The 23,581-nt window shown below is 70.0% G+C and carries 19 protein-coding genes and 1 pseudogene; 7 read left to right on the forward strand and 13 right to left on the reverse strand.

Annotated elements, in window-relative coordinates:
* Positions 1–97: 97 nt before the first annotated feature.
* The 3 genes from ACIRU3_RS24860 (at position 98) to ACIRU3_RS24870 (ending at position 2,986) form a co-directional block, all read left to right on the forward strand.
* The gene (locus ACIRU3_RS24860; RefSeq protein ID WP_404060416.1) at positions 98–1,327 is read left to right on the forward strand and encodes a hypothetical protein; all 1,230 of its coding nucleotides are present in this window, start codon (positions 98–100) and stop codon (positions 1,325–1,327) included.
* Positions 1,328–1,471: 144 nt separating this feature from the next.
* Positions 1,472–2,398 (forward strand): hypothetical protein, encoded by a 927-nt coding sequence (locus ACIRU3_RS24865; RefSeq protein WP_404060059.1) that lies wholly within the window; start codon positions 1,472–1,474, stop codon positions 2,396–2,398.
* Between the two features lie 111 nt (positions 2,399–2,509).
* Complete coding sequence (locus ACIRU3_RS24870; protein ID WP_404060419.1) at positions 2,510–2,986, forward strand: DUF6174 domain-containing protein; 477 nt, start codon at positions 2,510–2,512, stop codon at positions 2,984–2,986.
* A 32-nt stretch (positions 2,987–3,018) separates the two neighbouring features.
* Here the strand turns inward: ACIRU3_RS24870 and ACIRU3_RS24875 are convergent.
* A pseudogene (locus tag ACIRU3_RS24875) lies at positions 3,019–3,113 on the reverse strand.
* 146 nt (positions 3,114–3,259) lie between these two features.
* Between ACIRU3_RS24875 and ACIRU3_RS24880 the strand changes: the two are divergent.
* Positions 3,260–4,528, forward strand: coding sequence for an alpha/beta hydrolase family protein (locus ACIRU3_RS24880; RefSeq protein ID WP_404060061.1), 1,269 nt, complete (start codon positions 3,260–3,262; stop codon positions 4,526–4,528).
* Between the two features lie 27 nt (positions 4,529–4,555).
* On the opposite strand, the gene ACIRU3_RS24885 is transcribed toward ACIRU3_RS24880, so the two are convergent.
* The 8 genes from ACIRU3_RS24885 to ACIRU3_RS24920 form a co-directional block, all read right to left on the reverse strand.
* Positions 4,556–4,801: a Smr/MutS family protein gene (locus ACIRU3_RS24885; protein WP_404060064.1), complete on the reverse strand. Its 246-nt coding sequence runs from the start codon at positions 4,799–4,801 to the stop codon at positions 4,556–4,558.
* 32 nt (positions 4,802–4,833) lie between these two features.
* On the reverse strand, positions 4,834–5,397 hold the full coding sequence (locus ACIRU3_RS24890; protein ID WP_404060066.1) for a CGNR zinc finger domain-containing protein: 564 nt from the start codon (positions 5,395–5,397) through the stop codon (positions 4,834–4,836).
* Positions 5,398–5,503: 106 nt separating this feature from the next.
* Entirely contained in the window at positions 5,504–5,698 is a 195-nt protein-coding gene (locus ACIRU3_RS24895) for a hypothetical protein (RefSeq protein WP_404060068.1), read from the reverse strand.
* A 62-nt stretch (positions 5,699–5,760) separates the two neighbouring features.
* Positions 5,761–6,822, reverse strand: coding sequence for an alpha/beta fold hydrolase (locus ACIRU3_RS24900; RefSeq protein WP_404060070.1), 1,062 nt, complete (start codon positions 6,820–6,822; stop codon positions 5,761–5,763).
* A gap of 255 nt (positions 6,823–7,077) precedes the next feature.
* Complete coding sequence (locus ACIRU3_RS24905; RefSeq protein WP_404060072.1) at positions 7,078–8,991, reverse strand: glycoside hydrolase family 5 protein; 1,914 nt, start codon at positions 8,989–8,991, stop codon at positions 7,078–7,080.
* Between the two features lie 133 nt (positions 8,992–9,124).
* On the reverse strand, positions 9,125–9,790 hold the full coding sequence (locus ACIRU3_RS24910; protein ID WP_404060075.1) for a hypothetical protein: 666 nt from the start codon (positions 9,788–9,790) through the stop codon (positions 9,125–9,127).
* A 48-nt stretch (positions 9,791–9,838) separates the two neighbouring features.
* Positions 9,839–11,518: a S8 family serine peptidase gene (locus ACIRU3_RS24915; protein ID WP_404060077.1), complete on the reverse strand. Its 1,680-nt coding sequence runs from the start codon at positions 11,516–11,518 to the stop codon at positions 9,839–9,841.
* Between the two features lie 956 nt (positions 11,519–12,474).
* Positions 12,475–13,041, reverse strand: coding sequence for an EF-hand domain-containing protein (locus ACIRU3_RS24920; RefSeq protein ID WP_404060079.1), 567 nt, complete (start codon positions 13,039–13,041; stop codon positions 12,475–12,477).
* A gap of 223 nt (positions 13,042–13,264) precedes the next feature.
* Here ACIRU3_RS24920 and ACIRU3_RS24925 point away from each other — a divergent pair, with 223 nt between their 5' ends.
* Positions 13,265–13,441, forward strand: coding sequence for a hypothetical protein (locus ACIRU3_RS24925; RefSeq protein WP_404060081.1), 177 nt, complete (start codon positions 13,265–13,267; stop codon positions 13,439–13,441).
* A 492-nt stretch (positions 13,442–13,933) separates the two neighbouring features.
* Positions 13,934–14,935, forward strand: coding sequence for a polyprenyl synthetase family protein (locus tag ACIRU3_RS24930; RefSeq protein WP_404060084.1), 1,002 nt, complete (start codon positions 13,934–13,936; stop codon positions 14,933–14,935).
* 133 nt (positions 14,936–15,068) lie between these two features.
* On the opposite strand, the gene ACIRU3_RS24935 is transcribed toward ACIRU3_RS24930, so the two are convergent.
* Together ACIRU3_RS24935 and ACIRU3_RS24940 are read right to left on the reverse strand one after the other, a co-directional pair.
* Positions 15,069–16,481: an FAD-binding oxidoreductase gene (locus ACIRU3_RS24935; RefSeq protein WP_404060087.1), complete on the reverse strand. Its 1,413-nt coding sequence runs from the start codon at positions 16,479–16,481 to the stop codon at positions 15,069–15,071.
* 68 nt (positions 16,482–16,549) lie between these two features.
* A complete protein-coding gene (locus ACIRU3_RS24940) occupies positions 16,550–19,840 on the reverse strand; it encodes an AfsR/SARP family transcriptional regulator (RefSeq protein WP_404060089.1) in 3,291 nt (1,096 codons plus the stop codon).
* A 283-nt stretch (positions 19,841–20,123) separates the two neighbouring features.
* Between ACIRU3_RS24940 and ACIRU3_RS24945 the strand changes: the two genes are divergently transcribed.
* Positions 20,124–20,681 carry a DoxX family protein gene (locus tag ACIRU3_RS24945; RefSeq protein WP_404060091.1) on the forward strand — a complete coding sequence of 186 codons (558 nt, stop codon included), beginning with the start codon at positions 20,124–20,126 and terminating at the stop codon, positions 20,679–20,681.
* 74 nt (positions 20,682–20,755) lie between these two features.
* Here the strand turns inward: ACIRU3_RS24945 and ACIRU3_RS24950 are convergent, their stop codons facing one another.
* Both ACIRU3_RS24950 and ACIRU3_RS24955 read right to left on the reverse strand, forming a co-directional pair.
* Positions 20,756–22,441: an FAD-dependent monooxygenase gene (locus ACIRU3_RS24950; protein ID WP_404060094.1), complete on the reverse strand. Its 1,686-nt coding sequence runs from the start codon at positions 22,439–22,441 to the stop codon at positions 20,756–20,758.
* A 182-nt stretch (positions 22,442–22,623) separates the two neighbouring features.
* Positions 22,624–22,977, reverse strand: coding sequence for a hypothetical protein (locus tag ACIRU3_RS24955; protein ID WP_404060097.1), 354 nt, complete (start codon positions 22,975–22,977; stop codon positions 22,624–22,626).
* Positions 22,978–23,581 lie beyond the last annotated feature (604 nt).

Consider the following 23,581-nt stretch of genomic DNA (forward strand, 5'->3'; position numbering starts at 1 on the left):
ACCACAACCTCCTGGTCCCTTCGGATGTCCAGTACATGGCCAGGCCGCAAACGGCCGGGTCACCGTCCGCCCCCCCACGAGGAGTTCCGTCTTGCGCGTGCACAGCCGCCCGTCGGCCGCCTTCATCGCGGCTGTCGCGATCGCCGCAGCCGTCCCCGTCGCTCTCGCCCCCGCGGCGCACGCCGCCGAGACCGGTCCTGACCTGGTGGTCTCGACGCTGCCGGGCAGCGCTCCCGAGCCGGGAGAGATGTACGAGGAGTCCGTCACCATCACCAACAAGGGCACGGCGGCCGCGGACGGCGTGGTGTTCCGGATCCGGCTCACACGTGGACTCGAATTCCCCGCCCCCGTGGCCGGCTGCACCTACTCGACCGTCGAGGACCAGGTCAGGCAGGCCTTGTGCACATTCGACACGGTCATCGAGCCAGGTGCCTCCGTCACCGCCCCCGTACGGTTCCGGGCGCTGCCCGACGCCTTGATGGAGGCCGTCGAATACGGCACCGGACGCACGGGCGAGGAGCCGGGGGAAGGCTTCGACGACAGTTACCGGCGCCTGACCCTGACCGCCGACAACACGGCCGACCTCGCCGCGGTCGGTGACCGGGTCGAGGCACGCGCCGGCAGCACCGTGACCCTCGAGGCGACCCTGCGCAACGACGGACCGGGATGGATCCAGAACCAGGACAGCGACGACCACGCGGCACTCCTGGTCCGGATTCCGGCCGGCACGGTCGCCGTGGACGTGCCCAAGGACTGCGAGCCGTTCGGCATCGACGGCCCGACCGGACCCTCCGCACCGGGCAAGCCCCAATACGTCTGCTGGCCCGCCGACCACATCCTGGAGGTCGGTCGGACGCTCACCTACACCTTCGTACTACGGCTCAAGGCGACCGCGCAGGACACCGAGGGCGAGGTCAAGGCGACCTCGGTGTACGACATCCACCCGGCGTACGACCACAACTCCGCGAACGACACGGCCCGGCTCATCATCGACGTGCCCGGCGCCGACAAGCCCGACCCCGGCACCTCGGGCGGCGGCGGCACCGGCGGCGACGGGGAGGACGGCGGTTCCACGACGGGCGGCGACGGCAACCACCCGCAGGGCCAGGTCGCCGGCGGTACGGGAACGACGGGCTCGACATCGGGCGGCTCGTCGACGGGTGACCCAACCAGCGGCTCTGGTGCCACCGGCAGTTCCACGGGCGGCAGCCTGGCCGCCACGGGATCCGCCGGCACCTCGCTCATGGCCGGGGCCGCGGCTGCCGCCGCGGGCTTCGGCGGGCTCCTGATCGCGGCTGTACGCCGCCGCTCGCCCGCCAAGCCCTGACGCGGTCCCACAGCTGATCACCAAGGGCGTCCGCATCACCCGCTTAACATGCGTAGCGTCCACACCGAGGGAGTCGTCTTGTCCACGTCCTTTTCCCGTCCTTCCCGCCCTTCCCGTCGTCATCTGCTGGCCGGGAGTGCCGGTTTGGCGCTCGCGGCATCTGCGGGGTCACTGGTTTCACCCGACCGCGCCGCCGCGGCCGAGCCGGCGGCCTCCGCGCTCTACAAGCTCAAGCCGCCGCATCTGCTGGAGGCCGAGACGCTGGTGGAGTATCTGCGGCTCCGTGCGGGACAGTGGGACCACAATCGCTACAACGTCGAACAGGCCGACGGGGAGAATCTCGGCAGAACCCAGGTGACCTGGGGCCGTCCGGGACATCCTGAGGAGTTCGAGAACCTCTCCCAGTGCGCCTCGTTCATGACGTCGTTGCTGCAGCGCTCCTACGGCGCCGACACCGCGTACGGCTGGGCCACCCCGTCGTACTTCAATCAGTATTTTCCGCCGAAGGACGGCTCGACCCGCACCTCCTCCTTCCCCAACGCCGAGGATCTGCAGGCCGGTTTCCTCAACGCTTCCGACGTGCCGCACTTCGACCCGGTGACCAAGCCGGTGAACCTGCGTCCCGGGGACATCGTGGCCTGGGACTACGACCCCGCCGTCAAGAGCACCCCGTACACCGGGCACACCGTGCTGATCCGTGCCTACCTGGGCACTCTGACTTCCTCCGTCGACAGCAAGCTCGGCATCACCGGGGTGGTCCCGCACCTCTTCCAGATCGTCGACTGCACCAACAGCCCCCACGGAGGCCCGGACCGCAGCAGCGCGTCCAGTGTCGACCGCTACCGTTCCTACCCCGACACCCGCGCCGAGCTCGCCGACGACAACAGCGCCTACACCGAGCACAGCGGCGTGGGCTACGGCCACATGATCTTCTACGCCGACCCCGACACATCCCTCTTCGCGGGATACCGCTGGAGCGTCAACTCCTCCGAGCCCCAGCCGGCGGTCGCACAGCCGGTGACGGGCAAGAAGCAGATCGCGGCGGGCCGGGTCAACGCCTTCCTGGTGTAGTCGGCACGGCGGTTCGGCGTGCCATGAACCGAGGCTCAGGACGGTGCTCTGAACGCTCCGAGCTCCTGCGACGTCGGAGGAGAAACAGCCGGCGAAGTGAAAGGCCCGAACATGGCATCCGTCCGTCTCGTTCCCCGGTTCCCGCTGCCGCGTCTCGCATTGATCGCCGGGCTTGTCTGGGCAACCACCGCGTGCCAGGGGGAGTCCGAGTCCCTCGGACAGGCGAAGGAAAGTACTGCCTGGAGAGAGCCTTCCGCGTACACGTACACCCTGAAGTCGACCGGGGGAGAGCGACTCCTGATCGGGAGCTTCAGGGTGACCGTGCGCGAAGGGAAGGTGATGCATGCGGTGGGTCTGGACGAGCAGGGCCGCGGTGTGGTGCGGCGGTCGCCCGGGACGGTGCCCACCATCGGCGCACTGGTGAGGGAGCTCGAACAGGCCCGCCGTGACGGCGCGGACACGGCGGAGGCGGAGTATTCGACCACCGGGTATCCGGTGCGCATCACCGTGGACTGGTCGGTGAACGCCGCTGACGACGAAGCCCAGTACGTGATCAGTGACTACGTGGTGGCGCATCAGGACAAGTGACTACTACGTGGTGGCGCGCTGGTACATCGGTGCGGAGAGGGCAGGATTCGAACCTGCGTGGGCCCCGGGGGGCCCGACCTCGAGGCGTGCTCGCTGGTCCCCGATCAACCACTCCGGGCACCTCTCCCTGCGTCCGGCTTCCGGTTTCCCGTGCCGTTCACATGAAGAAGAGTGACAGGAGGCGCTGACAGCGCACTGACACGCCACTGTCCGGGTTCGAGTGGGGGATGTCCCCGATGCGCGGGCGGGATCAGGGCCTGCACGATGGGCGGTATGACGAAGGCACAGCCGACCAAGCGTCGACTCCAGCAGCAGCACGGCCTGCGGGCAGTGGCCGTCTGCGCGGTCCTGATCATCAGCTCGCTGATCGCGGTTCTTCCCGCTCAAGCCGCGATACGACGCGGGTCGGCCGCGCCTCCTGCCCGGATGCGGTTACCGGTTCCCACGGGCAGCTTCCAGGTCGGCGAAGTGAACCTGCACCTGTCCGACACCTCCCGCCACGACCCTTGGCAGCCGGGCAGGGACAGCCGCGAGCTGATGGTCAGTGTCTACTACCCCACGGCCCGAGCAGCCGGACGTCCGGCCGCGCCCTACATGCTGCCCAGTGCGGCGGCCCACTTCGACTCGGTGACCGCCAACGACTATCTGGGGATGGGGCTGCCGGTCGGACAGACCGACTGGGCAGCCACGGTCACGCACGCCTCACAGGGTGCGCCGGTCGCCGACGCCGGCAGGAAGCGGCCGGTGCTGATCTACTCCCCGGGTCTGGGCGAGCCTCGCACCTGGGGCACCACTCTGGTGGCGGACCTCGCCGCTCGAGGCTATGTGGTGGTCACCATCGACAACACCTACGAGTCCCCGGAAGTGGAGTTCCCCGACGGCTCGTTGGCCACCATGGTCACGCCGACCGATCCCGACGCATTCATCAAGAAGGCTCTCGGTATCCGGAACACCGACACCAGCTTCGTGCTGGACGAGTTGGGCTCGTTGAACGCCGGCCGGAACCCCGACGTGGACGGCCGCCCACTGCCCTGCGGCCTCGCCGGCTCTCTCGATCTGTCCAAGGTGGGCATGTTCGGCCACTCGATGGGCGGCACCGCGACGGCGACTGCCATGGACGCCGACCCGCGGATCACCGCCGGCATCAACATGGACGGCAACCTGACCGACTTCGACGGCACACTGATGCCGGTGGCCGAGCACGGGCTCACCCGGCCGTTCCTGCTGATGGGCAAGGACGGCCCCACGGACACGGGTCCCGGCTGGACCGCGTTCCGGGCCCACACACCCGGCTGGAGCCGTCAGCTCAGGCTGCGCGGGTCCGAGCACGCTTCCTTCACGGACGCGGAGGTTCTGCTCCCGCAGCTGGATCTGTCACCGGCCACCCGGACACAGGACATCGGCACGATCGACCCGACCACGGCTGTCCGCACCAACGAGGCCTACGTATCCGCCTTCTTCGACCACTGGCTGCGCGGGCGGCACGGCCAGTTGCTGAACGGGCCCTCACCCCGCTACCCGGCCATGGAGTTCGTCGACTGATCGACGGCCGTGGCCATGGACGACAGCTCACTTGAAGTGGACGAGAATGCGCCCGGTGTTGCCGGAGTCGACCTCCCGGCGGACGTACAGCTTCCTGATGTGCTTCTGATCGAGGAACGCGAGGACGCGAGCCTTGAGCTGTCCTGTTCCCTTGCCCGGGATGATCTCCGCAACAGGCTCGCCCGCGTGGTTGGCCTTGAAGACGAACTGACGCAGCGCCAGTTCGATGTCGCGGTTGTTGCGGAAGAGGGGATGGAGATCGAGCGACATCATGCGGAGGCTCCTCCTGGTGCTCGCTGCCGGCTTCAGTGGGCGTCCTCGGTCGGTGCCTGCTTCTTGCGGGCCCGGTAGGCGGCTGCCTTGATCTTGTTACCGCAGGACTCCATGCCGCACCACTGGCGGCGCGTGCCTCGGGAACGGTCGATGTAGATGCGGGTGCATTCAGGATTGCCGCATTCCTTGAGCAACGGTACGTCGGACCCGCTCAGCAGCTCCACGGCCTGCCTCACCACGCTGGACAGGGCCGCTTCCGGGGCCGCGACGGTCCATCGCCCGGTCGCGGTGAGCTGGGGCGTCGCGGGAGGCTTGCGGGCCGCGCCGTTGACCGTGGCCAGTGCTTCGTCGTCGTACGGCTCGCCGAGGCGGCGAGCGGTGACGAGGCGGTACAGAGCCTCGCGTACGGCCACGGCCCGCTCGACGTCGACGTCCTGGCTGGGGGAGATGGCGTCCACGATGCCGGACTCCAGGTACCAGGCGTCCAGGCGCTCGGGTGACACGAACATCTCGAAGCCCACCGTGCGGCGCGCGCGGAGGGTTGCGGCGAAGTCGAGGGCGGGGTGTCCGCAGACGAAGACGTGCTCCAGGTTCACATCACCATCTTGACAGGTGACGATGGGGCCTGCAAGGTGCGTCGGGGGCTGCAGGGTGCCGGCTCCCGGGGCTGCTTCCGGCGCGTGTCCGTCCGGAATCCGCGGCTCAGAGGCCCAGGTCCGCGGCCAGGCAGGAAAAGGAAGTCCAAGATCCTTCCGGGGAGTGCGAGTCGCCCGTCGGGTCCTTCGGTCCCGCAGCCCTTTCCTCGACCATGTCCTCGTAGCGGATGCGCTCGGGCAGCTTGCCGAACCGTGCGTTGCGTGCCGCGGCGGCGCCGTCCAGGATGTTGTCGCTCTCCACAGTCGTCCTCCCTGCTCCTCTACTGCATCACCCTTCAAGTGGGTGACGCTTGGCTGATGCGATCAGAAGTGGTCCACGTCGACGACGGCCTGTGCGAAGGCCGAGGGCGCCTCCTGCGGCAGGTTGTGGCCGATGCCCGCCAGGGTGCGGTGGTCGTATGCGCCGCTGAACCTGTCCCGGTACGCGGCTCCGTTGCCCGGCGCCGTGAAGGGGTCGCGCTCGGGATCGAGGGTGATGGTCGGCACGTCGATGACCGGCCGTGCGGCGAGCCGCTTCTCGAATCCGTCGTAGCGGGGCTCGCCGTCGGCGAGGCTGAGTCGCCACCGGTAGTTGTGGATGACGATGTCGGTGTAGTCGGGGTTGTCGAAAGCCGCGGCCGTGCGCTCGAACGTGGCGTCGTCGAAGTCCCAGGTCGGGGAGACGGTGTCCCAGACGAGCCTGGTCAGCTCGTGGCGCTTGGCCTTGTCCGCCAGGGCGAGGCGTCCTCGTTCCGTGGCGAAGTAGTACTGGTACCACCAGGCGTATTCGGCTTTGGGCGCCAGCGGCCGCAGATTGGCCTCGAGGTTGGTGATGAGATATCCGCTCACCGACACCAGGGCCTTGCAGCGCTGGGGCCACAGGGCCGCGATGATGTCGGCGGTCCGCGACCCCCAGTCGAAGCCGGCGAGTACGGCCTTGTCGATCTTCAGGGCGTCCATCAGGGCGATGATGTCGAGCGCGATGGCCGACTGCTGAGCGTTGCGGAACGTCCGCGAGGAGAGGAAGCGCGTCGTGCCGTGACCGCGGAGGTGCGGGACGATCACCCGGTAGCCCTCCGACGCCAGCAGTGGGGCCACGTCCACGAAGCTGTGAATGTCGTAGGGCCAGCCGTGCAGGCAGATGACCACGGGGCCGTGGGCAGGGCCCGCCTCGGCGTAGCCGACGTTCAGCAGACCGGCCCTTACCTGCTTCAGCGAGGCGAACGACGTGTGCGCACCCGGGGTGACCGTGGGTGACGTCCTCGTCCCGGCTCCGTCTCCGGTGGCGGCAGAGGCGGTGGGGAGACCCTGCAGGCCGGCCGTGGAAGCAGCGGCCGCGCCGGTGCCCAGGCTCAAAGCCGTGTTGAAGGTGCGCCTCTTGATCATCTGAAGCCCTCCGTGCGGTTCGGTGTCGACCTCCGCGCCGCCCCGCTCGCCATGGTAGGCGCGTGCGTCGACTGTCGCACAGAGCGCGTCACCGGTCAAACAGGTGACGCTGGTGGGGAAGGGTTCCGGGCCCGCAGGGGCCGGTTTCCTTGATGCCGAAAGGCTGTGAGCGCCGGGGCGCATGACCAGTCGGCCTCCTCGCACAGCCTCGTGCCGTAGGCCCACTGGACAGCGCCCCTGCCCGTGTCGTTTCACTCAGGAAAGCGTCCGGCACAGCAGTGCATCGGGTCCCGGACTGCTGCCGACGCGTGTGGTGAAGGCGATCCCGGCGGCGTACTCGTTCACCGCGCACTGGCCCTTGTAGTCGCCGTAGGCGAAGTCGCCGCCCGCCGCGCCGGAGGGACGGTTGTCGGACCGGTCGAACCACACGGTGCGTCCGCTCCCCGACAGAGCCGTGCGTGCCGGCACGCACAGGGCAGCCGACAGACGTTCCCCACGCACGCTGTAGCCGATCAGGAAACCGCCCGGCGGGCACTGGAGCTTGGTGTACCCGGACGCCCAGTCGGCGCCCGCGGGAACGTAGCGCTCGTCGGCGACGACCGTCTGACCCGCTTCCGCGGTCCGCAGATCTGTCGCGCCGGCGTCGGTGCACAGGCCCCGGCCGGTCGTGTGGCTCAGGCCGATCAGCCGCAACCCGTCGGGGCAGGCGGCCTTGTGGGCTCCCGAATCCCAGTCTCCCGCGCTCCGCACACGCAGCGACTCCACCGCGTCACCATGGTCGGTGCCGAGCATCCGCCAGAGGGGAACGTCCGCCACGGGACCGGTCGTGCTCGACGCGGACATCAGGTGCTGCCATGCCGCACCGCGCCAGTCGCCGGAGTCGAGGATGCCGGTGCGGTGCCCCGCGCTGTCGTAACGCAGCAGCGACCAGTCGTCGTGGCCCTCGAAGCCCACCAGCGGCCAGAACGCGAAGTCGGCGTCATGGCCGGCGAGGTAGTCGGTGATGTTGCCGAACCAGGTACGGGCCGCCGCGTTCGTCTCGTTGGTCCCGATGCCGAACTCGCTGACCCAGACGGGTGCCGTGTAGTGCCGACCGGTCTCCTCGACGAAGAACGCCTCGTCGTCGAGCGCCGCGTCCAACTGCTCGCGGGTCAGGTCCTGGTAGCGGGGATCGTGGGTCTCGCCGATGCCGGTGGCACCGCTGTGGTGCGGGCCGGTGTAGCCGTAGAAGTGGGCGGAGTAGACCAGCTTGTGGGCGTCGACGAGGGTGTGCGACAGCGTGCGGGCAGGGGTGAGCGCCGGCCGGCCGTGCGGGAGTCCGTCGACGGGTACGCCGGTCCAGTTGATACCCTCGATGACGACGAGGAGACGGGGGTTGGCCTCGGTGAGAATCCGGTCGGCGGCGAGCTGGGCGGCGGAGTACCAGTCGTGGTCGTCGCCCAGGCCCCAGTTGGGATCGTCCAGCACATTGCGTCTGACCTCGTTGTACAGGTCGGCCCCGACGACGCGGGGAACGGAGGCATAGCGCCGGGCCATGAAGACCCAGTCGTCGGCCCACTGCCGAGTGGACTGCCCGGTGTTCCACCGCTCGTTGCCGTCGATCCCGCAGCACCATCGGGACGTGTTGGTGTGGTTGTTGAGGATGACGGCGAACCCGCTCTCGCCGAGCGCACCGACGACGGCGTCATAGATCTGCAGCGGCGTCTTGCCCCGCAGCCGGGGGTTGGCGCCCACGGCGCTGTCGGGCACGGGGGTCGTACCGTGGATCATCTCGTTGGAGAACGGCAGCCGGATGGTGTTGATCCCCAGCTCGTGGAAGTCGGCCAGCAGCCCGTCCAGCGGGACGCGGTCGAGGCCGAGAGGTATGCCGTAGGAGTTCTGGCCGGCGTGATGGTTGGCGGGGTCGGTGACACTGCCGTTGCCCGTCCACGATCCTTGTGCGCCGTCCCAGTTGGCGGCCTTGAGCCGGAAACGGTTGCCCTGCCCGTCGACGATGTAGCGGCCTTGGGTGGACAGCGGTGCGGACCAGGTGGCGGAGTCCCTCGCAGGGGCGTGGAGGGCGGGCGAGCGGGCCGGTGGGGCGGCGGACGCCGTGGTCGTCTGCGCGGCCACGAGCACTAGTCCCGCGACTGTTCCGGCCAGACGCAGGACAGCTGGTGCGATCGACATGAGGACAGCCCTTGGTAGTTGGGGGAGCCGTACGACCAATGGAGAGGAACTCCGCCTGGGGCAGGCGGAGTTCTCCGAGGATGTACGGTGCCCGTTGGGGCTGCGAAGGTCCAGTCGGCCGACCCTCCCTTCCTCACCGGCCGGCACCCCTCACGGGCTCCCCGCCCCACCCGTTTCCGTCGTGTCCGCCAGGAAGTCGAAGGCCAGCCCGCTGGAGCCCTCGCCGCGGTCCGGTGCCCCGGCGGGCGCCGAGCCAGACCGAGACGCGGCCGTCACGCCAACGGGCACGGTTGTAGGCCAGGCAGAGACGGGTGCCTGTCTGCGGGACCTCCTCCTCGTTGACGAAATACTGCTGCCTTCGATCGAGGCCCTGCCGCAGCAGTGAGGTCCGCGGGTGGACGGGCAGGCCGGTGACGGTGCTCGGCATCGCGGCGCGCTGCAACCGGATCGCCCGGTCCTGCCCGGGCACATGCACGGGGATGAACGGGATCCAGTGCTCCGGCACGGAGTTCATGGCCTGGTAGGCGACGGCCGCCGCCGGTGCCGGCACAGTGGGTGGTGTGCGCAGCCGCAACCGGTGGGCGAGTTCCTCGGCGGAGATCTCGGTGCCGCGCCTGGCCGCTCCGGTGGCGGTGGGCACGGTCGCCTCGACTCCCCACACCAGGTTGGCGCTCTCGTCGCGCGCGAGGACGACCTCCTCCAGCGGCCGGCCGTCGGCCACCACCACGGCACCCGGCGGCAGGAGCAGACCGGTGTCGGCGGGAACGTCGTCTTCACCGACGGTGTCGAGGGTGAACATCGACCAGCGCTGCCACTGGGCGTCGCTGCCCGCCCCCGCGGGAGTGGTTCACAGCTTCTCCCCGAAGACGTCGGTCACGGCGAGCCCGCGGATCGAGGTATACGTCCCGGCCGGCAGGGCGCAGGGCAGCTGGTACCAGTCGTTGCTGTAGACGAGCGCGAACTCCAGGAAGACCAGCCGCGCCAGGTCGGTGCTGTCGGGGGTCACGGCGGCGAAGTTCGTACGGCCGTCCTCGACCGCCACGGTGGCGCGCAGCCGGGCCGGGCTGGACGGACGGGGGCTGGTGGGCGTGGTGGTCAGGAGCCGTTCGGCCTGTTCGAGAAGGCCGAAGCGCTGCTCGTCCGGGGTGGAGAGGGGCAGGTTGTCGTACGCCCGGACGAGGGCGTCGGCGTCGGCGAGGGAGCGGGCCATCCGGTCGGCGGCGACGGCGACGGCCGCCAGAAAGTCCGCGCACACGCTCCGCCGCCACTCGATGCCCTCGCCCCAGCCGCTGCGGACCATCCCGAATCCGCCGCCTGTCGTCACCAGTCCGGAGTACCGGGAGAGGAAGTCGTCGATGCCGGAGACGAGTTCACCGCGCGCGGGGACGGCGGGCGGTGCCGGGAAGAGCGGGGTCAGGTCGCGGAGGAAGGCGTCGACGCTCTTGCGGAGGGCGTCGAGGGCCGTGCGCACGGCGGCGGGGCGTTCCCTGGGCACCGTGACGGCCTCGTCGTCGGTCGCGTCGCCCGGGCTCGAACCGGCCGCGGCCCGCAGGTCGGTCGGGCGCAGGGGGCGCGCGGTGGTCAGCAGCGAGCGCAGGGTGTCGGCCAGGGAGGACACCTCGAAGAGGGTGAGCTTGCCGCCGACGCGCTCGGTGTACCTGATGGTCAGGACGGCGTCGGGGCGCGGACGCCTGGGTTCCCACCAGCAGGTCGTCCAGTCCGATGTCGGTCGGTCGGAGCCGTCGCCTGCGGTGCCGAAGCGGCCGAGGCTCACATTCACGACGGCCGGCTTCTTGAACACCCCGGGGGCGAGCCAGGACTGGCCGAAGATGTGCGCGGCGCCCCCGACGATGTCGGCCTTGGTCAGGGCCCTGACGATGGCAAGGTCGGCGTCGGGGGCGACGCCGATCGGCTGATCACGTTTGCAGCACCCACGGGACACCTTGCCGACGCCCGCCGCGATGCCGGTGACGTGTGTGCCATGGTCGGTGCCCTCCCGGGACACGAACGGGGCACGTGGATTCGCCTGAAGCGCGGCGTTGATCTCGGCCTCGGTGATCTCGCGGCCGCGCCTCACGGCGATCTTGGGCGTGGTGCCCCCGGTGAACGTGGGTTTCGGGTCGATCTCCTCGACCGTTCTGCCGTCGTAGCGGCCCGTGAAGTCGACGACGACCGGTGTCGCGGGCGTCTGGCGGAGTGTGAAGTCGAACAGTGAGACGATCCGGGTCCGGGGAGGATTGCTGCCCGGCTTGATGAGGGCGGGGTGGTAGATGTCGATTCCGGAGTCGATGACACCGACGAGCACGCCTTTCCCGCTCACGCCGCTGGGCAGCGGCGGCATGGCCTCGGCGTGCGTGTCTGCGGCGTCCCTGGTGGATATGTCCCGCGTGATATCGGGGCGCCTGCTTTCCGTCTGCGCCTGTGCCGGAGCGTGTCCAGCGTGGTCCGGACGAAGCGGCTTCACCGGCTGGTCACTGTGGATCGCGACGACGCCGGTCACCGCGGCCACCTCTTCCAGGTCGGCCACCGCGACCCTGCCGACCGCGATCCGTGCCGTGCGGAATTCGATTCACAGTCCGGCACTCTCGGCGGCCGCCGAGTCTCCCTCGAGGTGTGTCAGGACCCTGACCTGTTCCTGGCCCGCGGTCTTCACGGCTTCGACCGCGGTCCGTGCGGCCGCGGCCGCTTCGCTCCTCGACGGAGCGGTTTGTGCCGCGGCTCGTTCGGCAGCTTCGTCGGCATGGCGGACGAGTTCCTTCAGAGCCTGCACGCGAGAGAGAAGCGGTCCGTCGAGTTTGCTGATCACCACACGGCACCCCCGAGCCGAGCCGACCCCTTTCGCGTGCCGGGCGACTGAACCCACCGAACGGCCGAGGTGAAGCAGGACAAGACAGATGTGCGCCGCCCAAGTTCCCCCGTGGTCGGCGTCAAGCGTAAAGGCCTGCAAAGTTATGCGTCAATTGGTCTGTTGGCGTTCGAATTCGGCGATGGCGGGCCTGTGGCGCAATTCGATCACAAGAGGCCAGTGCCGTGAAATATGGCCGAAAAGATTCGATTGGCTGAAAGTGGTTAATCATTTAGAGGTGCCGGTGGCGACGCATTCTATGCAGGCATGGGGAATTGCCTTACCCTGCTGGCTCCTGTCTTCAACTCAGCGGCTGGAGTGGCGTACGGACGGGGCGAACCGGCCAGACTCTCCGCCACTGCTGCAGAACGTCGGCCGCCCGCGACCCGTCGTCGAGCTCGGGTCCGGGCCGGCCGGGTCGCGGGTACGCGGGCGACGGAATCCGGCGGGGCGGCTTCGGCGCGGTGCGCTCCGGGGATTGCGCGACCGCGCAGAGGCTGGACGCCGCCCGCGCCCTGAGTCCCACGGCCGAGTGGTCGGCGAGGGGAGACGGCCTGGCGCGGGCGGCCTGCGGAACGGCCGGCAGCCGATCGGCTCGACAGGCTCCGGGAAGAGTCGGGGGCTCGGTCAGGGGCGCTCTACCTGCTACTTCTGAAATTCAGGGGGCCGAGCAGGCCGCTGCTGTCGGCCTGCGCGTCCGTGCTGGTGTTGTATTCCAGGGTCGCTTCGACCATCTCGTCGACCGACAGGAAACCGTCCCCGTCCGCGTCGAGCCTGGCGAACGCGATCTCGGCATCGGTGGCCGAGACACCGAAGGCCCCGAAGAAACCCTGGTGTTCGTCCAGGCTCACCCTGCCGTCCCGGTCCCGGTCCATCGCCTCGAAAAGACGCCTTCTGACGTCTTCCCGCTTCCGGATGCGCGAGGTGTCAGCACCGACCCGAGCCGCCTCGAGCTTGTCCGTGATGAATTCATCGAGGGAGATCCGCTGGTCGCCGTCGAGGTCGATCCGCGAGGCCATGTCCTCCCACACCTCCTGGAAGACGGCACTGACGGCGGCCGCCCGCGTCGAACCGGAGTCCGAGAAATTCTTGCAGATCCTGTCCGCCAGAATCTCGAAATCACGGCGCTCGAGATATCCATTGCCGTCGGTGTCGTAGGCGCCGAACAGCTTGGCCATTTTCTCGCGGAGAACGTCCTCGGACATTTTCCTCCCTTTCACGGCGACAGGTGCTGAAGTCCTCCGCCATGTATTCCCCGCACGGCTGCGCCGAGCGACGCAGGGCGACGGGAGATACCCCGTTCGGGGGCCTGCCCGGCCGCCGGCCGGCGGCGTGGTGATCAGGCGCCGTACGGGACCGATCCGACTGCTCTCGCCCCGCTGCCGTTCGCGGAGGAACATGGAAGGTGAGCGAGCAAAGGGGGCCGTCATGAAGACCGGAGCCTCGGACTACGACGCCTATCTGTACTCACGCACTCCCTCCCAGGCCGAGGGCGAGCGCGACGAGCCGGCCGAGCGCACAGGTGTGGAGCAGCACCCGGACGTCCCCAGGACGGAGCCGTCCCAGGCGGAGGGCGAGCGGATGCAGGACGCGGGAGGTGCATGACCGCGCGTGCGGGTCGCCGCGGCGCGGGCAGGTCGTCCGGCCCGTGTGCCTGCGCGCTCTCGGCTACGAGGCCCATGCAGGTCCTCTGTCGTTCGCGGCAGGCCCGCACGGTCGTCCGGCTGCTGTCGGCGGCTGCGCCGCCAGGGGCCGTGTTTTGGCATGGTCACTGAACATCGCGCGGCTGAACGGCATCGTGCAGGCCGTTCTGCTGAGGGCGAGGGATGACTCGGCATCCGGCTCCTCCGTCGCACCGGCAACTCTGTCGCCCGCGCCCGTTCGGAGAATGACCGTAACGCCGCCCTGCCCCCCAGCCCTGATCCACAACGTCCCAGGAATGTAGGGGAGTTACGGAAGGGATCACATCGCCCTGTGTGTCGGTCACCTCCCTGAGCGGGGTACGCCTGAGCGGCCATGGCGTGAATTCGATCTGGCGACCCACCTTGCGGGGTGATCGAATCGGTGCTCGATTGCACTCGGTGGTGGGGAGCTTGCGTGACTGCAGTGTCGTACGCGGATCTGCATCGGCGGATGGCCGCCAGGATCGAAGCGGAGCGAGACACCGCACTCGGCCTGCTCGGTCCCTCGGCGTCCACGGCCCGCGCGGCCGTGGCCGAACTCCTGGAGCACCGCACCTTCACATACCCGTTGTCCGTTCTGCCGTTGGTCGTGCACGCCGTCGAGACCGGAGCACTCGAACCGGCGCTGCCGCTGGCGGCCGTCCATGACCTGTGGTGGACGTCGGCCTGCTGTCTGGACGATCTGGCGGACTCCCAGGGCACCTGGGCGGCCGGTGACCTGACTGACAACCAGGCGCTCATCGCCACTCTGCTCGCAGGAACGTCCCTCCCGCTTCTCGTCGTTCAGTCGATGCGGGCCGCGGAGCCGGTCCGCGGTGTCCTGTCGGCCGAGCTGGTGGCGTGCTCGGTCAGGGCGGCCGAGGGCCAGCTCAGAGACCTGCGCGGGGAGGCGGCCGTCGCCACACGCGAGTCTGTGGTCGCGGCCTACATCGGTAAGTCCGGCGCACCTTTCAGCATGATCACCACCATGTCCGCGGAACTCGCAGGCGCAGACAGACGGCGCGTGGAGCTGTGGCGCGAGTTCGGCGACGTCTTCGGGGTGCTGTGGCAACTCCTCAACGACCAGGAGGACATCATGTCCGGCCGCGACGAGGACCTGCGCAACGGCACCGTGACCTATCTGCTCGCCTGCGCCCTCGAAGAGACGCCTTCCGTTGCCACAGAGCGCGTCATGGCCCTGCACTCCGCCGCGAAGACCTCCGCGCAGGCCCGGACGGACCTCACCGACATGCTCCTCGCGCCCACGGTCCTGCGCCGTTACGCCAAGGACATCGACGAGTTCCGCGACCGCGCCCACCGCATCCTGGACGAACTCGGTGGCCACGAGACCTATCGGCCCGTTCTCCGGGACCTGGTGGACCAGTCGTCCCGCATACTCCTCGAGCCCCGCACCGCCACCGCCTCGCCCCCCGGGTGACGTCCCAGGACGCACCCTCACGGCCGGGCTCGAAACACCGTCCCGATGACAACGTCCCCGAGCGGACCACCGGTTGGCCCTTCCGGCCGGGCCGAGCACCAAGGCGGCGACCACTGCCGCCGGGCTCACGCGGTCACGCCGCGGCCGACGGGCGGATGTTCTGGTTGAGGCGGAAGAGGTTCGTGGGATCGTAGGCGTCCTTGACCCTCACCAGCCGCTGGTGAACCGCCCCGGGATACGAAGCGCGCACCTTGTCCTCGGCAGCGTCCCCGGTGAAGTTGACGTACATGGACCCGCGGCCGTGGCGTGCGATCTCCTCGCGGGCCTCGCGGCCCCAGGCGACGGAGTCGTCGAAGCCGGTCGCGTCGGGGGACCGGACGACCACGTTGCACAGCACGCTCGGATCCCGCTGGCTGAAGGCCGTGGCATCGGCCGGCACGCGGGCGAAGGCGCCGCCCAGCTGGTGCAGATGGATTTCACTGGCGGGTGTGGGCGTCGTCAGGTGGCGGCGCAGCACCGCGTCGAGCGCGGAGTCGGAGGGCTCGATGAACGCCGACGTGAAGTAGTTGTGCGCGCCTGCCGTCCACAGCGGGTCGAGCAGTGTCTGCATCGCCGTGTACGGCATGGGGCCCATGAGGTCGGCAACGGGGGTTCCCAGCGTGCGCAGCGGTCCTACGGCCGCCTCGCCGGCCGCGGGGTCGCCCGCGTACATCCCGACCAGCACCACGATGCGGGTGCCGTGGACCTCCGGGGGCAGGAACGGCAGCGGAGGCGCGGTCGTCAGGTTGATCACCGTCGTCAGCTCGTCGGGCATGTCTCCCGTCAGCTCACGCCAGCCCGAGACCACCTGCCGGGCCTGCTCCAGGGGATAGACGATCAGGCCGGCCAGGACCTGCGGTCCGACCGGGTGCAGCTGATACTCGAGCGAGGTCACGACACCGAAGTTGCCGCCGCCACCCCGCAGGGCCCAGAAGAGGTCGGAGTGCTCGTCCGGGTCCGCGCGCACCACACGGCCGTCCGCGGTGACGACCTCGGCCGCCGTCACGTTGTCGGAGGCCAGACCGTGGCGGCGCAGCAGCCAGCCCACTCCGCCGCCGAGCGTGAAGCCGGCGATACCGGTCGAGGAGACCAGGCCACCGGTCACGGCGAGGCCGAAGGCCTGGGTTTCGTGGTCGAGGTCGCCCCAGGTCAGGCCGGTCTGGGCGATGACCCGGCGCCGTACGGGATCGACGATCGCGCCCTTCATGGGGGACAGGTCGATGACGATCCCGTTGTCGCAGGTCGAGAAGCCGGCGATGCTGTGGGCGCCGCCACGCACGGCGACGAGCAGGTCCTCGCTGCGTGCGAACTCGACGGCGCGGATCACATCCGCGGTCCCCGCGCAGCGCACGATCAGGGCCGGGTGTTTGTCGTGGGCCGCGTTCCAGACCGCGCGGGCCTGGTCGTAGCCGGCGTCGTCGGGGCGTACGACGGTGCCGCGCAGGCCCGCCTCCAGTTCGGCGACGGTGGCGTCCCCCAGGACACCCTTTGCCGTGTCGATCGACATGGTCGGCTCCTCGGTGTGAGTGTTCGCGCTGATGGTCAGGACCGTAGGCAGCTCCTCTTAGCACTCACTCAGCAACTGCTTTGGCCGGTCGGTGCGGTGGGCACCGAACGCCGCAGGACGTCCGGGCCACGGGTGTCGCCGAGGCGGGTGAAGAGGGCCTCGGCCCGGGCGGCGGTGGCTTCGGCGGCCTCCCGCTCGCCCGTCCGCCACTGCAGCTGCGCCAGCATGAGGCCGACCCAGCCGGCGGCGGAGGTCGAGCCGGCGACGTGCTCCAGGCGCTGGGCGCGGGTCAGCAGGGTGCGGGCGCGCGCCGAGTCGCCTGCGGTCCGGGCCACGAGCCCGAGGTGGAGCAGGCTGTTGGTGGTGCCTGGGAGGTCGTCGGTCTCCTCGAAGCCCGAGAGGACCCGGGCGATGGTCGCCTGTGCGCTGTCGGTGTCCCCGTCGGCCAGCTGGAGGAGGCCCAGGCAACCCAGAGTGATGCCTTCCTCCCGGCGGTCGCCGAGTCGGCGTCTGATCGCCAGCGCCGCGTCGAGGTACTTCCTTGCCGCGTCGCGGTCGCCGCGGCTGCGGTGGATGTTGCCCAGAGCGTTGAGGGCCAGGGACTCGCCGTGCGGGTCGTCGAGCGAGCGGAAGCAGTCGGCGCTGCGCTCGGCCGCCTCGACGGCGGTGCCGGCGTCGCCGCCGAGGCGGCTCGACCAGGCGAGATCGGCCAGGGCGTAGCCGCGTGCCCGGGCCGGGCCGACCGTACGGCCGGCGAGCACCGTCTCCTCGAAGAACACCGACACCCGCCCCTCCTCGTCCTCCTCGACCGCGTAGCCAGGTGTCATGACCGGGAAGAACGGGCCGTTGTCCGCTGCGACCTCTTCGAGCAGCCGCAGACATTCCGTGCAGGTCTCGCGGGCCACCGAGTGCTCGCCACGGCAGACCGCCCACACCCCCTCCAGGTACGCGGCGGCAGCGAGGACCGAGGGATCGCTCGCCTCCTGGGCGAAGGAACGGGCCAGGTCGAGCGCGGTGCGGGCGCTGCCCCACGCACCGCGCATCCAGAGCAGGATGGCCTGCTGGCAGTGGGCGGAGGCGAGCGCCGCCGGGTCACGCCGCCGCTGGTGGATCCCGACGATCCGCTCGGCGATGTCCTCCAGCGGGGAACCGTCACCGAGCCGGATCGCCAGCACGGCGCGTCCCATCAAGGCCCTCGCCCGCTGCGGGGTGGGATCCGGTGCGGCGGCCAGGGCGTCGTCCAGCCAGCGCCTGCCCTCGGCGAGGCGCCCGCGTTCGGGCCAGAACGAGCGCAGGGCGACGGCCAGCCGCAGCGCGCTCTCCGGTTCGTGCCGCAGGAAGGAGCGCAGGGCGGCCCGGAGGTTGTCGTAGTCGGCCTCCAGCTCCAGCGACGTCGCCCCGCAGATGCCGGTGGGCGGCTCGCGGTCCCGTGCCTCGGCGAGTGCCAGATAGAAGCGCCGGTGTCCGGCCTCGGTGGCTGTCAGTTCCCCGGCGGCCCGCAGAAGGCCGGCGGCGTACTGCCGGATCGTTTCCAGCAGCCGGTAGCGGACCTCGTCCGGCCGGGGCTCCACCCCCACCAGGGACTTGTCGGCCAGCCGGCCCAGGAGGTCCAGCACCGAGGCGTCCTGGGTACCGGCGGCGCACACCTGCTCGGCGGCGGCAAGGGAGAACCCGCCCGCGAAGACCGAGAGCCGGCGGAACAGGCGCCGTTCCTGGTCGTCGAGCAGCCGGTGACTCCACTCCAGGGTGGCCAGCAGAGTCTCCTGCCGGGTCGCTGCGCGCCGGCTGCCCCGGTCGAGAAGGGTCATGGCGTCGTCGAGGCGTTCGGCGATCTGGCGTGGGGCCAGCACATGCACCCGAGCCGCCGCGAGCTCCAGGGCCAGGGGCATTCCGTCGAGCCGGAAGCAGATCTGCGCGACGGCCTCCGCGTTCTGCGAGGTCAGCCTGAATCCTGGGGCGGCGTCCGCAGCACGCTCCACGAACAGCCGCACGGAGGCGAAGCGGCCCAGCTCCTGCACGGACGGCAGCCGACGCGGATCCGGCAGCCCCAGGGAGGGCACCCTGAAAGCACGTTCGCCGTAGCTGCGCAACGGCTCCCGACTGGTCGCGAGTACGAAGACGTCCGGGCAGCGCGTCATGACCTCCGAGACGAGCACGGCGCAGGTGTCGATCAGGTGTTCGCAGTTGTCCAGCACCAGCAGCATGTCCCGGTGGCCGAGCATTGTGATCAGCGCGTCCCGGCCCTCGCCGGACGGCGGCAGCTGCAGTCCCAGGGCCGCTGCGACCGCCTCGGGCACGAGGTGCGGTTCCACCAGCCCGGCCAGGTCCACGAACCACGCCCCGTCACGGAAGGCGTCGCTCCGGCGGGCCGCCACGGCGAGCGCCAGCCGGGTCTTGCCGCAGCCGCCGGCCCCGGTGAGGGTCAGCAGCCTGCTCCGCCCGAGCAGCGCCTCCACCTCGGCCATCTCGCGGTCCCGCCCGATGAGAGCCGTCGCCGACGCCGGCAGATTGTGCCGAGGCGGCTGCGGCCGCTCCTCCCGATCGGGCCGACGGGTCTGCGGCTGCTGCTCCTGATGGTGCCGACGGGTCTGCGGCTGTTGCTCCCGACCCTCGACCGAGTCGGCCAGCAGCTCACGGTAGAGGCGGCGCGTCTGCGGGTCGGGGTCGGCGCCGGTGCCGAGACGGAGTGCGTCCCGCAACCGCTCGTAGGCGGCCAACGCTTCCCGGCGCCGGCCGGCCTCGGCGAGGACCCTCATCAGCGCACGGTGGCCGGGCTCGTGCAGAGGATCCTCGGCGATCAGGGATCCCAGTACGTCGATGGCCTCGGCCGTGCGGTGATCGTGCTCAAGAGCCTCACCCAGGCCCAGCCGGAGTGCCGTGCGCCGCGTCTGCAGCGCCTCGGCCGCCTCGCTCACCCACAGCTCGTAGCGGTCCTCGGGCAGTAGTTCCTGACCGGCCAGGTCGAGCGCGGCCCGGTAGTCCGCGGCACCGCCACCGTCCGAGGCCCGCCGGGCCGCCTCGTCGAATTCGTCGAGGTCGATCCGCACCCCGCCGTCGGGGCCGAGCAGCACCATGTCGTCGCGGAGTACGACGAGGTCGCCCGGCGCCCCCGTGGCGGCCAGTGCGCGCCGTACCGCATGCAGCACCTGGTGGAGGTTGTTCGACGCGGCCGTCCGGTCGAGGTCGGGCCACAGAAGGTCGTAGAGCCGTTCCCGGTGCATGCGGTGACCGGGGGACATGCACAGCAATTTCAGCAGGCTCCGGGCCTTGCGCAGCCGCCACACCCCGGCGGCGACCGGGCGGTCCTCGACCGCCACCGCGAAACCGCCGAGGAGCCGGATGCACACCTCATCGCCCATGGCTGCCCTCACGAGCAGGCTACCGCCACACCGGACGCCGGACCCGCGAGCCCGCTCGCCCCCCGGACCCGTCGAGGCCGGCCCGGACGGGGCTGCCGGACAGCCGCGGGACGGCCGCTCGACGGCCGCGCCGCCCAGATGCACGATCATGGTCGCCGCGGAAGGATCGGCAGTGGTGGTCCACGCTCTGCACCGCAGGCAGAACTCTCCATCGACCGGTGCCTCGGCGTCCGTCCGAGCAGGGGGAAACGCCCGTTCCGGCGTTCCTACCCGGAGCCTTGTCATGCATGCGAAACGGATTTTGCACCGTCCTTCGAGCCCTACCGGATCGCGATCGCACGCCACCGCCGCACCGGCGTCGTCCGCCGCCGACTGGGGTCTCTTGCTCATTCGGCTGACCTTCGGACTGCTGATGGCGGCACACGGCGCTCAGAAGGTGTTCGGGATCTTCGGAGGAGACGGCCTGACAGCGACCGGTCAGGCTTTCGCCGGCCTCGGCTACCGCCCGGGAAAGCTCTTCGCCGTGATCGGCGGCCTGTCCGAACTCCTGGGCGGCCTCGGCCTGGCTGTCGGGCTGTTCACCCCACTCGCGGCCGCCGCCCTGATCGGCGTGATGATCAATGCCATGGCGACCGTCTCCGGCGCTCACGGCCTGTGGGACACCGACGGCGGCGTGGAGTACAGCGTCTGCATCGCCGTGGTCGCCCTGTCCATCGCGGCCATCGGCCCCGGCCGCCTCGCCCTGGACCGGTTGTTCCCCTGGGGTACGGGCGGTTGGGGCGAAGCCGCGTTCGCTCTCGGCCTGGGGGGTGTCGCCGCTGCGATAACGCTGAGTCTATGAACCAGGGGGTGGCGACAGGTGGTCGGCCGGGAAGTCCTCGGCACGGCCCTTTGCCCGTACACGGCCGGACTGTGTCAGGGGGTCGTCGAACGCGTGAGTGCGGTGAGAGCGTGATGGAGGGTGGTATCGCTCGGCGGGCGGTCCGGCCAGTGGGCGCCGATGTGGCCGTCAGGCCGGATGAGCAGTGCTCCCTGTGGGCCGAGCCCACAGGGGTCGGTGTGCTCGTCGGGGAGGGCCTCGATGTGCAGCGGCCATGAGGCGGTGGCGTACCGCGCCCAGTGGGCGGGGTCCGGGGTGAGCAGGGTGAACCATTCGCCGACGGCATCGAGCGTGGAGCGGTCGTCGGTGAGCCAGAGGTGTGGCATGCGATGGCCCGGCTGTGCCGTCGGGACGTAGTCCGTGCCCATGCCCGAGGGCTCGAGTGGAGTGCCGTCAGGGGTGAGGACGGCGTCGGAGTCGTAGGCGACGCCGAGGACGAGACCGAGTTGGGCGAAGTACTGGTCCGTCCAGGGCAGTTCGACATGAACCGGCGCCACACCGCTGTTCCGGAGTTGCTCGCGGCGGCGGTTCTGCACGCGGATCAGGAGTCGGGTGTTGGTCACCGCTTGGTGCAGAGTCCGGTGGGCGACGGGCTGTCGTTCCGTCTCGTAGGTCTCCAACAGGCTCGGCTCGGCCCACCCTTGGAGAGCACCCGCCAGTTTCCAGCACAGGTTGTGCACGTCGGCGACGCCGGTATTCAGGCCCAGGCCACCGGTGATGGGGAGCGCGTGCGCCGCGTCGCCGGCCAGCAGGATCCGGCCATGCCGGAAACGCTCGGCGACGAACGCGTTCATCACCCAGTGCTGAACCCGCACCACGTCGGCCCGTACGCCGGCGCCGGGGCCGAGGGCGCGCGAGACGAGGTCGGACCAGTCGGTGCCCGCAGCGTCGTCGGGTGAGGGACCGAACCAGGCCCAGCCTCCTTCGGGGTACAGCGGGGCGAAGGATCCGTGCGCGGTGACGTAGACCCCGGCGGGCCGGCGGGCACACCAGCGCTCGAGGTCGGCGTCGAACACGACGGTGGTGAAGCCCCCCAACGCCCCCGGGCCGACGGTGTCGATTCCCAACCGCTGCCGGACGGTGGAGTTCGCACCGTCGGCGGCGACTGCGTAACGGGCGCGGACCCGCGTCTGCGCACCGCTTCGACGGTCTACGAGTACGGCCACGACGCTCTCGGCCTCTTCCATCAGGTCGATCACCTCGACCCCGAACCGCACGGGTGCGTCTGTTGCGGCGAGCAGGGCGGGTTCCAGGCGATCCTGCGAGGTGACCACTCCGGTCACGGGGCTTTCGGGAACCGGCGCGTGGACCCCGACCATCGCCGCCGTGGCGAAGTCGCGGTCGTACAAGGTGTCGCGGAAGCGAACCCGGCCGTACTCCGGGGCGAACGCGTTGGCCGTGATCCTGGCAGCGGCCCCGAGCTGGCGATAGATCTCCATCGAACGCACATTGACCAGCCGGGCCCGGGGAAAGGGTGACAGGTCGTGGTGTTTCTCGACCGTCAGGGCCCGCACGCCCCAGCGTGACAGCAGCGCTCGGGCAGTGAGCCCGACCGGCCCCCCACCGACGATCAACACCTCTGTCTCGGCGTCTGCTTCCTGCATGTCGGGGTTCTCCCACTCGGTACCAACGGTGATCAAGCCGCCGGCCACAACAGCGGGCGGGGCGACCTCGGCGGAGACCCGCAGCGCCTCGCGGCGGCCACCACCGGCACGCAGCACGTGGTCACCTTCGATACCGAGCGGCTGGTGGCCGTGCCGGCGATGACCTGAACCGCGACGTGATCAATCATCCGCACCCGGCGGCCGGCCGCAATGTCCGGGCATCGGCATGCACCCGAACGTGTGTGGACAGGCACGCGGCTCGGGGAGGGCCCCGTGGACAGGGGCCCTGGTCGAGTGGATCAGCCGTCGAGGAAGAGGACCGAGCGGAGCTTCAGGCGGTCCGTGGCCGGGAGGCCGTGGGGGCGGAGGGTCCAGGAGTTGCCCGTGCAGTCGGCCCCGGTGAAGACGACCGCAAAAGCGTCGGTGTCGTTGTGCGGGGCGAAGGCCGGCTCCGAAGCGGACGGGTCCGCGACTTCGGCGAGGGTGACGCACTCACCGCTCGGCGGGTCGTGCAGGGTGACCGCCACGGGCTCGCCGTTCAGACCGACGACCTTGTAGCCGAAGTCGCCGGTGGCGGCATGGGCGGGCGTGGCCAGGACGGCCGTGAGGGCAATGGCACCGCAAGCGGCGGCGACGGTGTTCCTGAGACGCACAGGGGCTCTCGTTTCGTGAGGACGATCAAGGTCATCTGCACCTGTGCTCCTCGGGCTCCACTCGTATGCGGACAATCGGAGCAGAAGCGTTCCTCTGTCACCCGTCCGGAGGGCAGCCCCGGCGCTGCTGCTCCCGCGACGAGGCGGGGATGGCCCACCCGTGCGCTCGTCCGGTACGCCGATGGCGAAGGTCCACCTTGGCACCGAGAGACGTTGACGCTTGATGAGCGGGCCCGACTGGAGGAACTCGAGCGGCGGAACCGTGCACTCGAGAATGTGGTGGTGCTGCACCGGCGGATGGAGGGGGACGGGGGTGAGGTGCCCTCGTTGCCAGGACAGCGAGGCGAAAGACGGCAGTCCCGAGAAGACGCCTGCTCCCATGGACAAGACGAGTTGGTCCTGTGTATACCGGCAGCGTGGGCTTTTTCTCCATGCCGAAAAGCGTTGATTGCCGGAGCCGAGCGCGAGGCGGATACCCAGGATTTCAGAAATGCTGACAGCAAGCCTGAGCCGCGAACCAATCGAGCCACTCCTGTGCACGGGGGTGGCATGAAGGCAAAGCGCTCAACACGAGCCCATCGATGCCTGTAGAAGTGGTCGGCAG

Origin of the sequence: Streptomyces sp. NPDC101151 (assembly GCF_044768335.1) — a bacterium.
In the GTDB taxonomy this organism is placed as follows: domain Bacteria; phylum Actinomycetota; class Actinomycetes; order Streptomycetales; family Streptomycetaceae; genus Streptomyces.

Excerpts from the sequence above, each read along its gene's own strand:
- ACIRU3_RS24870 (WP_404060419.1), top strand. The coding sequence starts at position 2,510 with ATGGCATCCGTCCGTCTCGTTCCCCGGTTCCCGCTGCCGCGTCTCGCA.
- ACIRU3_RS24880 (WP_404060061.1), top strand. The coding sequence starts at position 3,260 with ATGACGAAGGCACAGCCGACCAAGCGTCGACTCCAGCAGCAGCACGGC.
- ACIRU3_RS24885 (WP_404060064.1), bottom strand. The coding sequence starts at position 4,801 with ATGATGTCGCTCGATCTCCATCCCCTCTTCCGCAACAACCGCGACATC.
- ACIRU3_RS24900 (WP_404060070.1), bottom strand. The coding sequence starts at position 6,822 with ATGATCAAGAGGCGCACCTTCAACACGGCTTTGAGCCTGGGCACCGGC.
- ACIRU3_RS24905 (WP_404060072.1), bottom strand. The coding sequence starts at position 8,991 with ATGTCGATCGCACCAGCTGTCCTGCGTCTGGCCGGAACAGTCGCGGGA.
- ACIRU3_RS24910 (WP_404060075.1), bottom strand. The coding sequence starts at position 9,790 with ATGTTCACCCTCGACACCGTCGGTGAAGACGACGTTCCCGCCGACACC.
- ACIRU3_RS24920 (WP_404060079.1), bottom strand. The coding sequence starts at position 13,041 with ATGTCCGAGGACGTTCTCCGCGAGAAAATGGCCAAGCTGTTCGGCGCC.
- ACIRU3_RS24925 (WP_404060081.1), top strand. The coding sequence starts at position 13,265 with ATGAAGACCGGAGCCTCGGACTACGACGCCTATCTGTACTCACGCACT.
- ACIRU3_RS24935 (WP_404060087.1), bottom strand. The coding sequence starts at position 16,481 with ATGTCGATCGACACGGCAAAGGGTGTCCTGGGGGACGCCACCGTCGCC.
- ACIRU3_RS24940 (WP_404060089.1), bottom strand. The coding sequence starts at position 19,840 with ATGGGCGATGAGGTGTGCATCCGGCTCCTCGGCGGTTTCGCGGTGGCG.
- ACIRU3_RS24945 (WP_404060091.1), top strand. The coding sequence starts at position 20,124 with ATGCATGCGAAACGGATTTTGCACCGTCCTTCGAGCCCTACCGGATCG.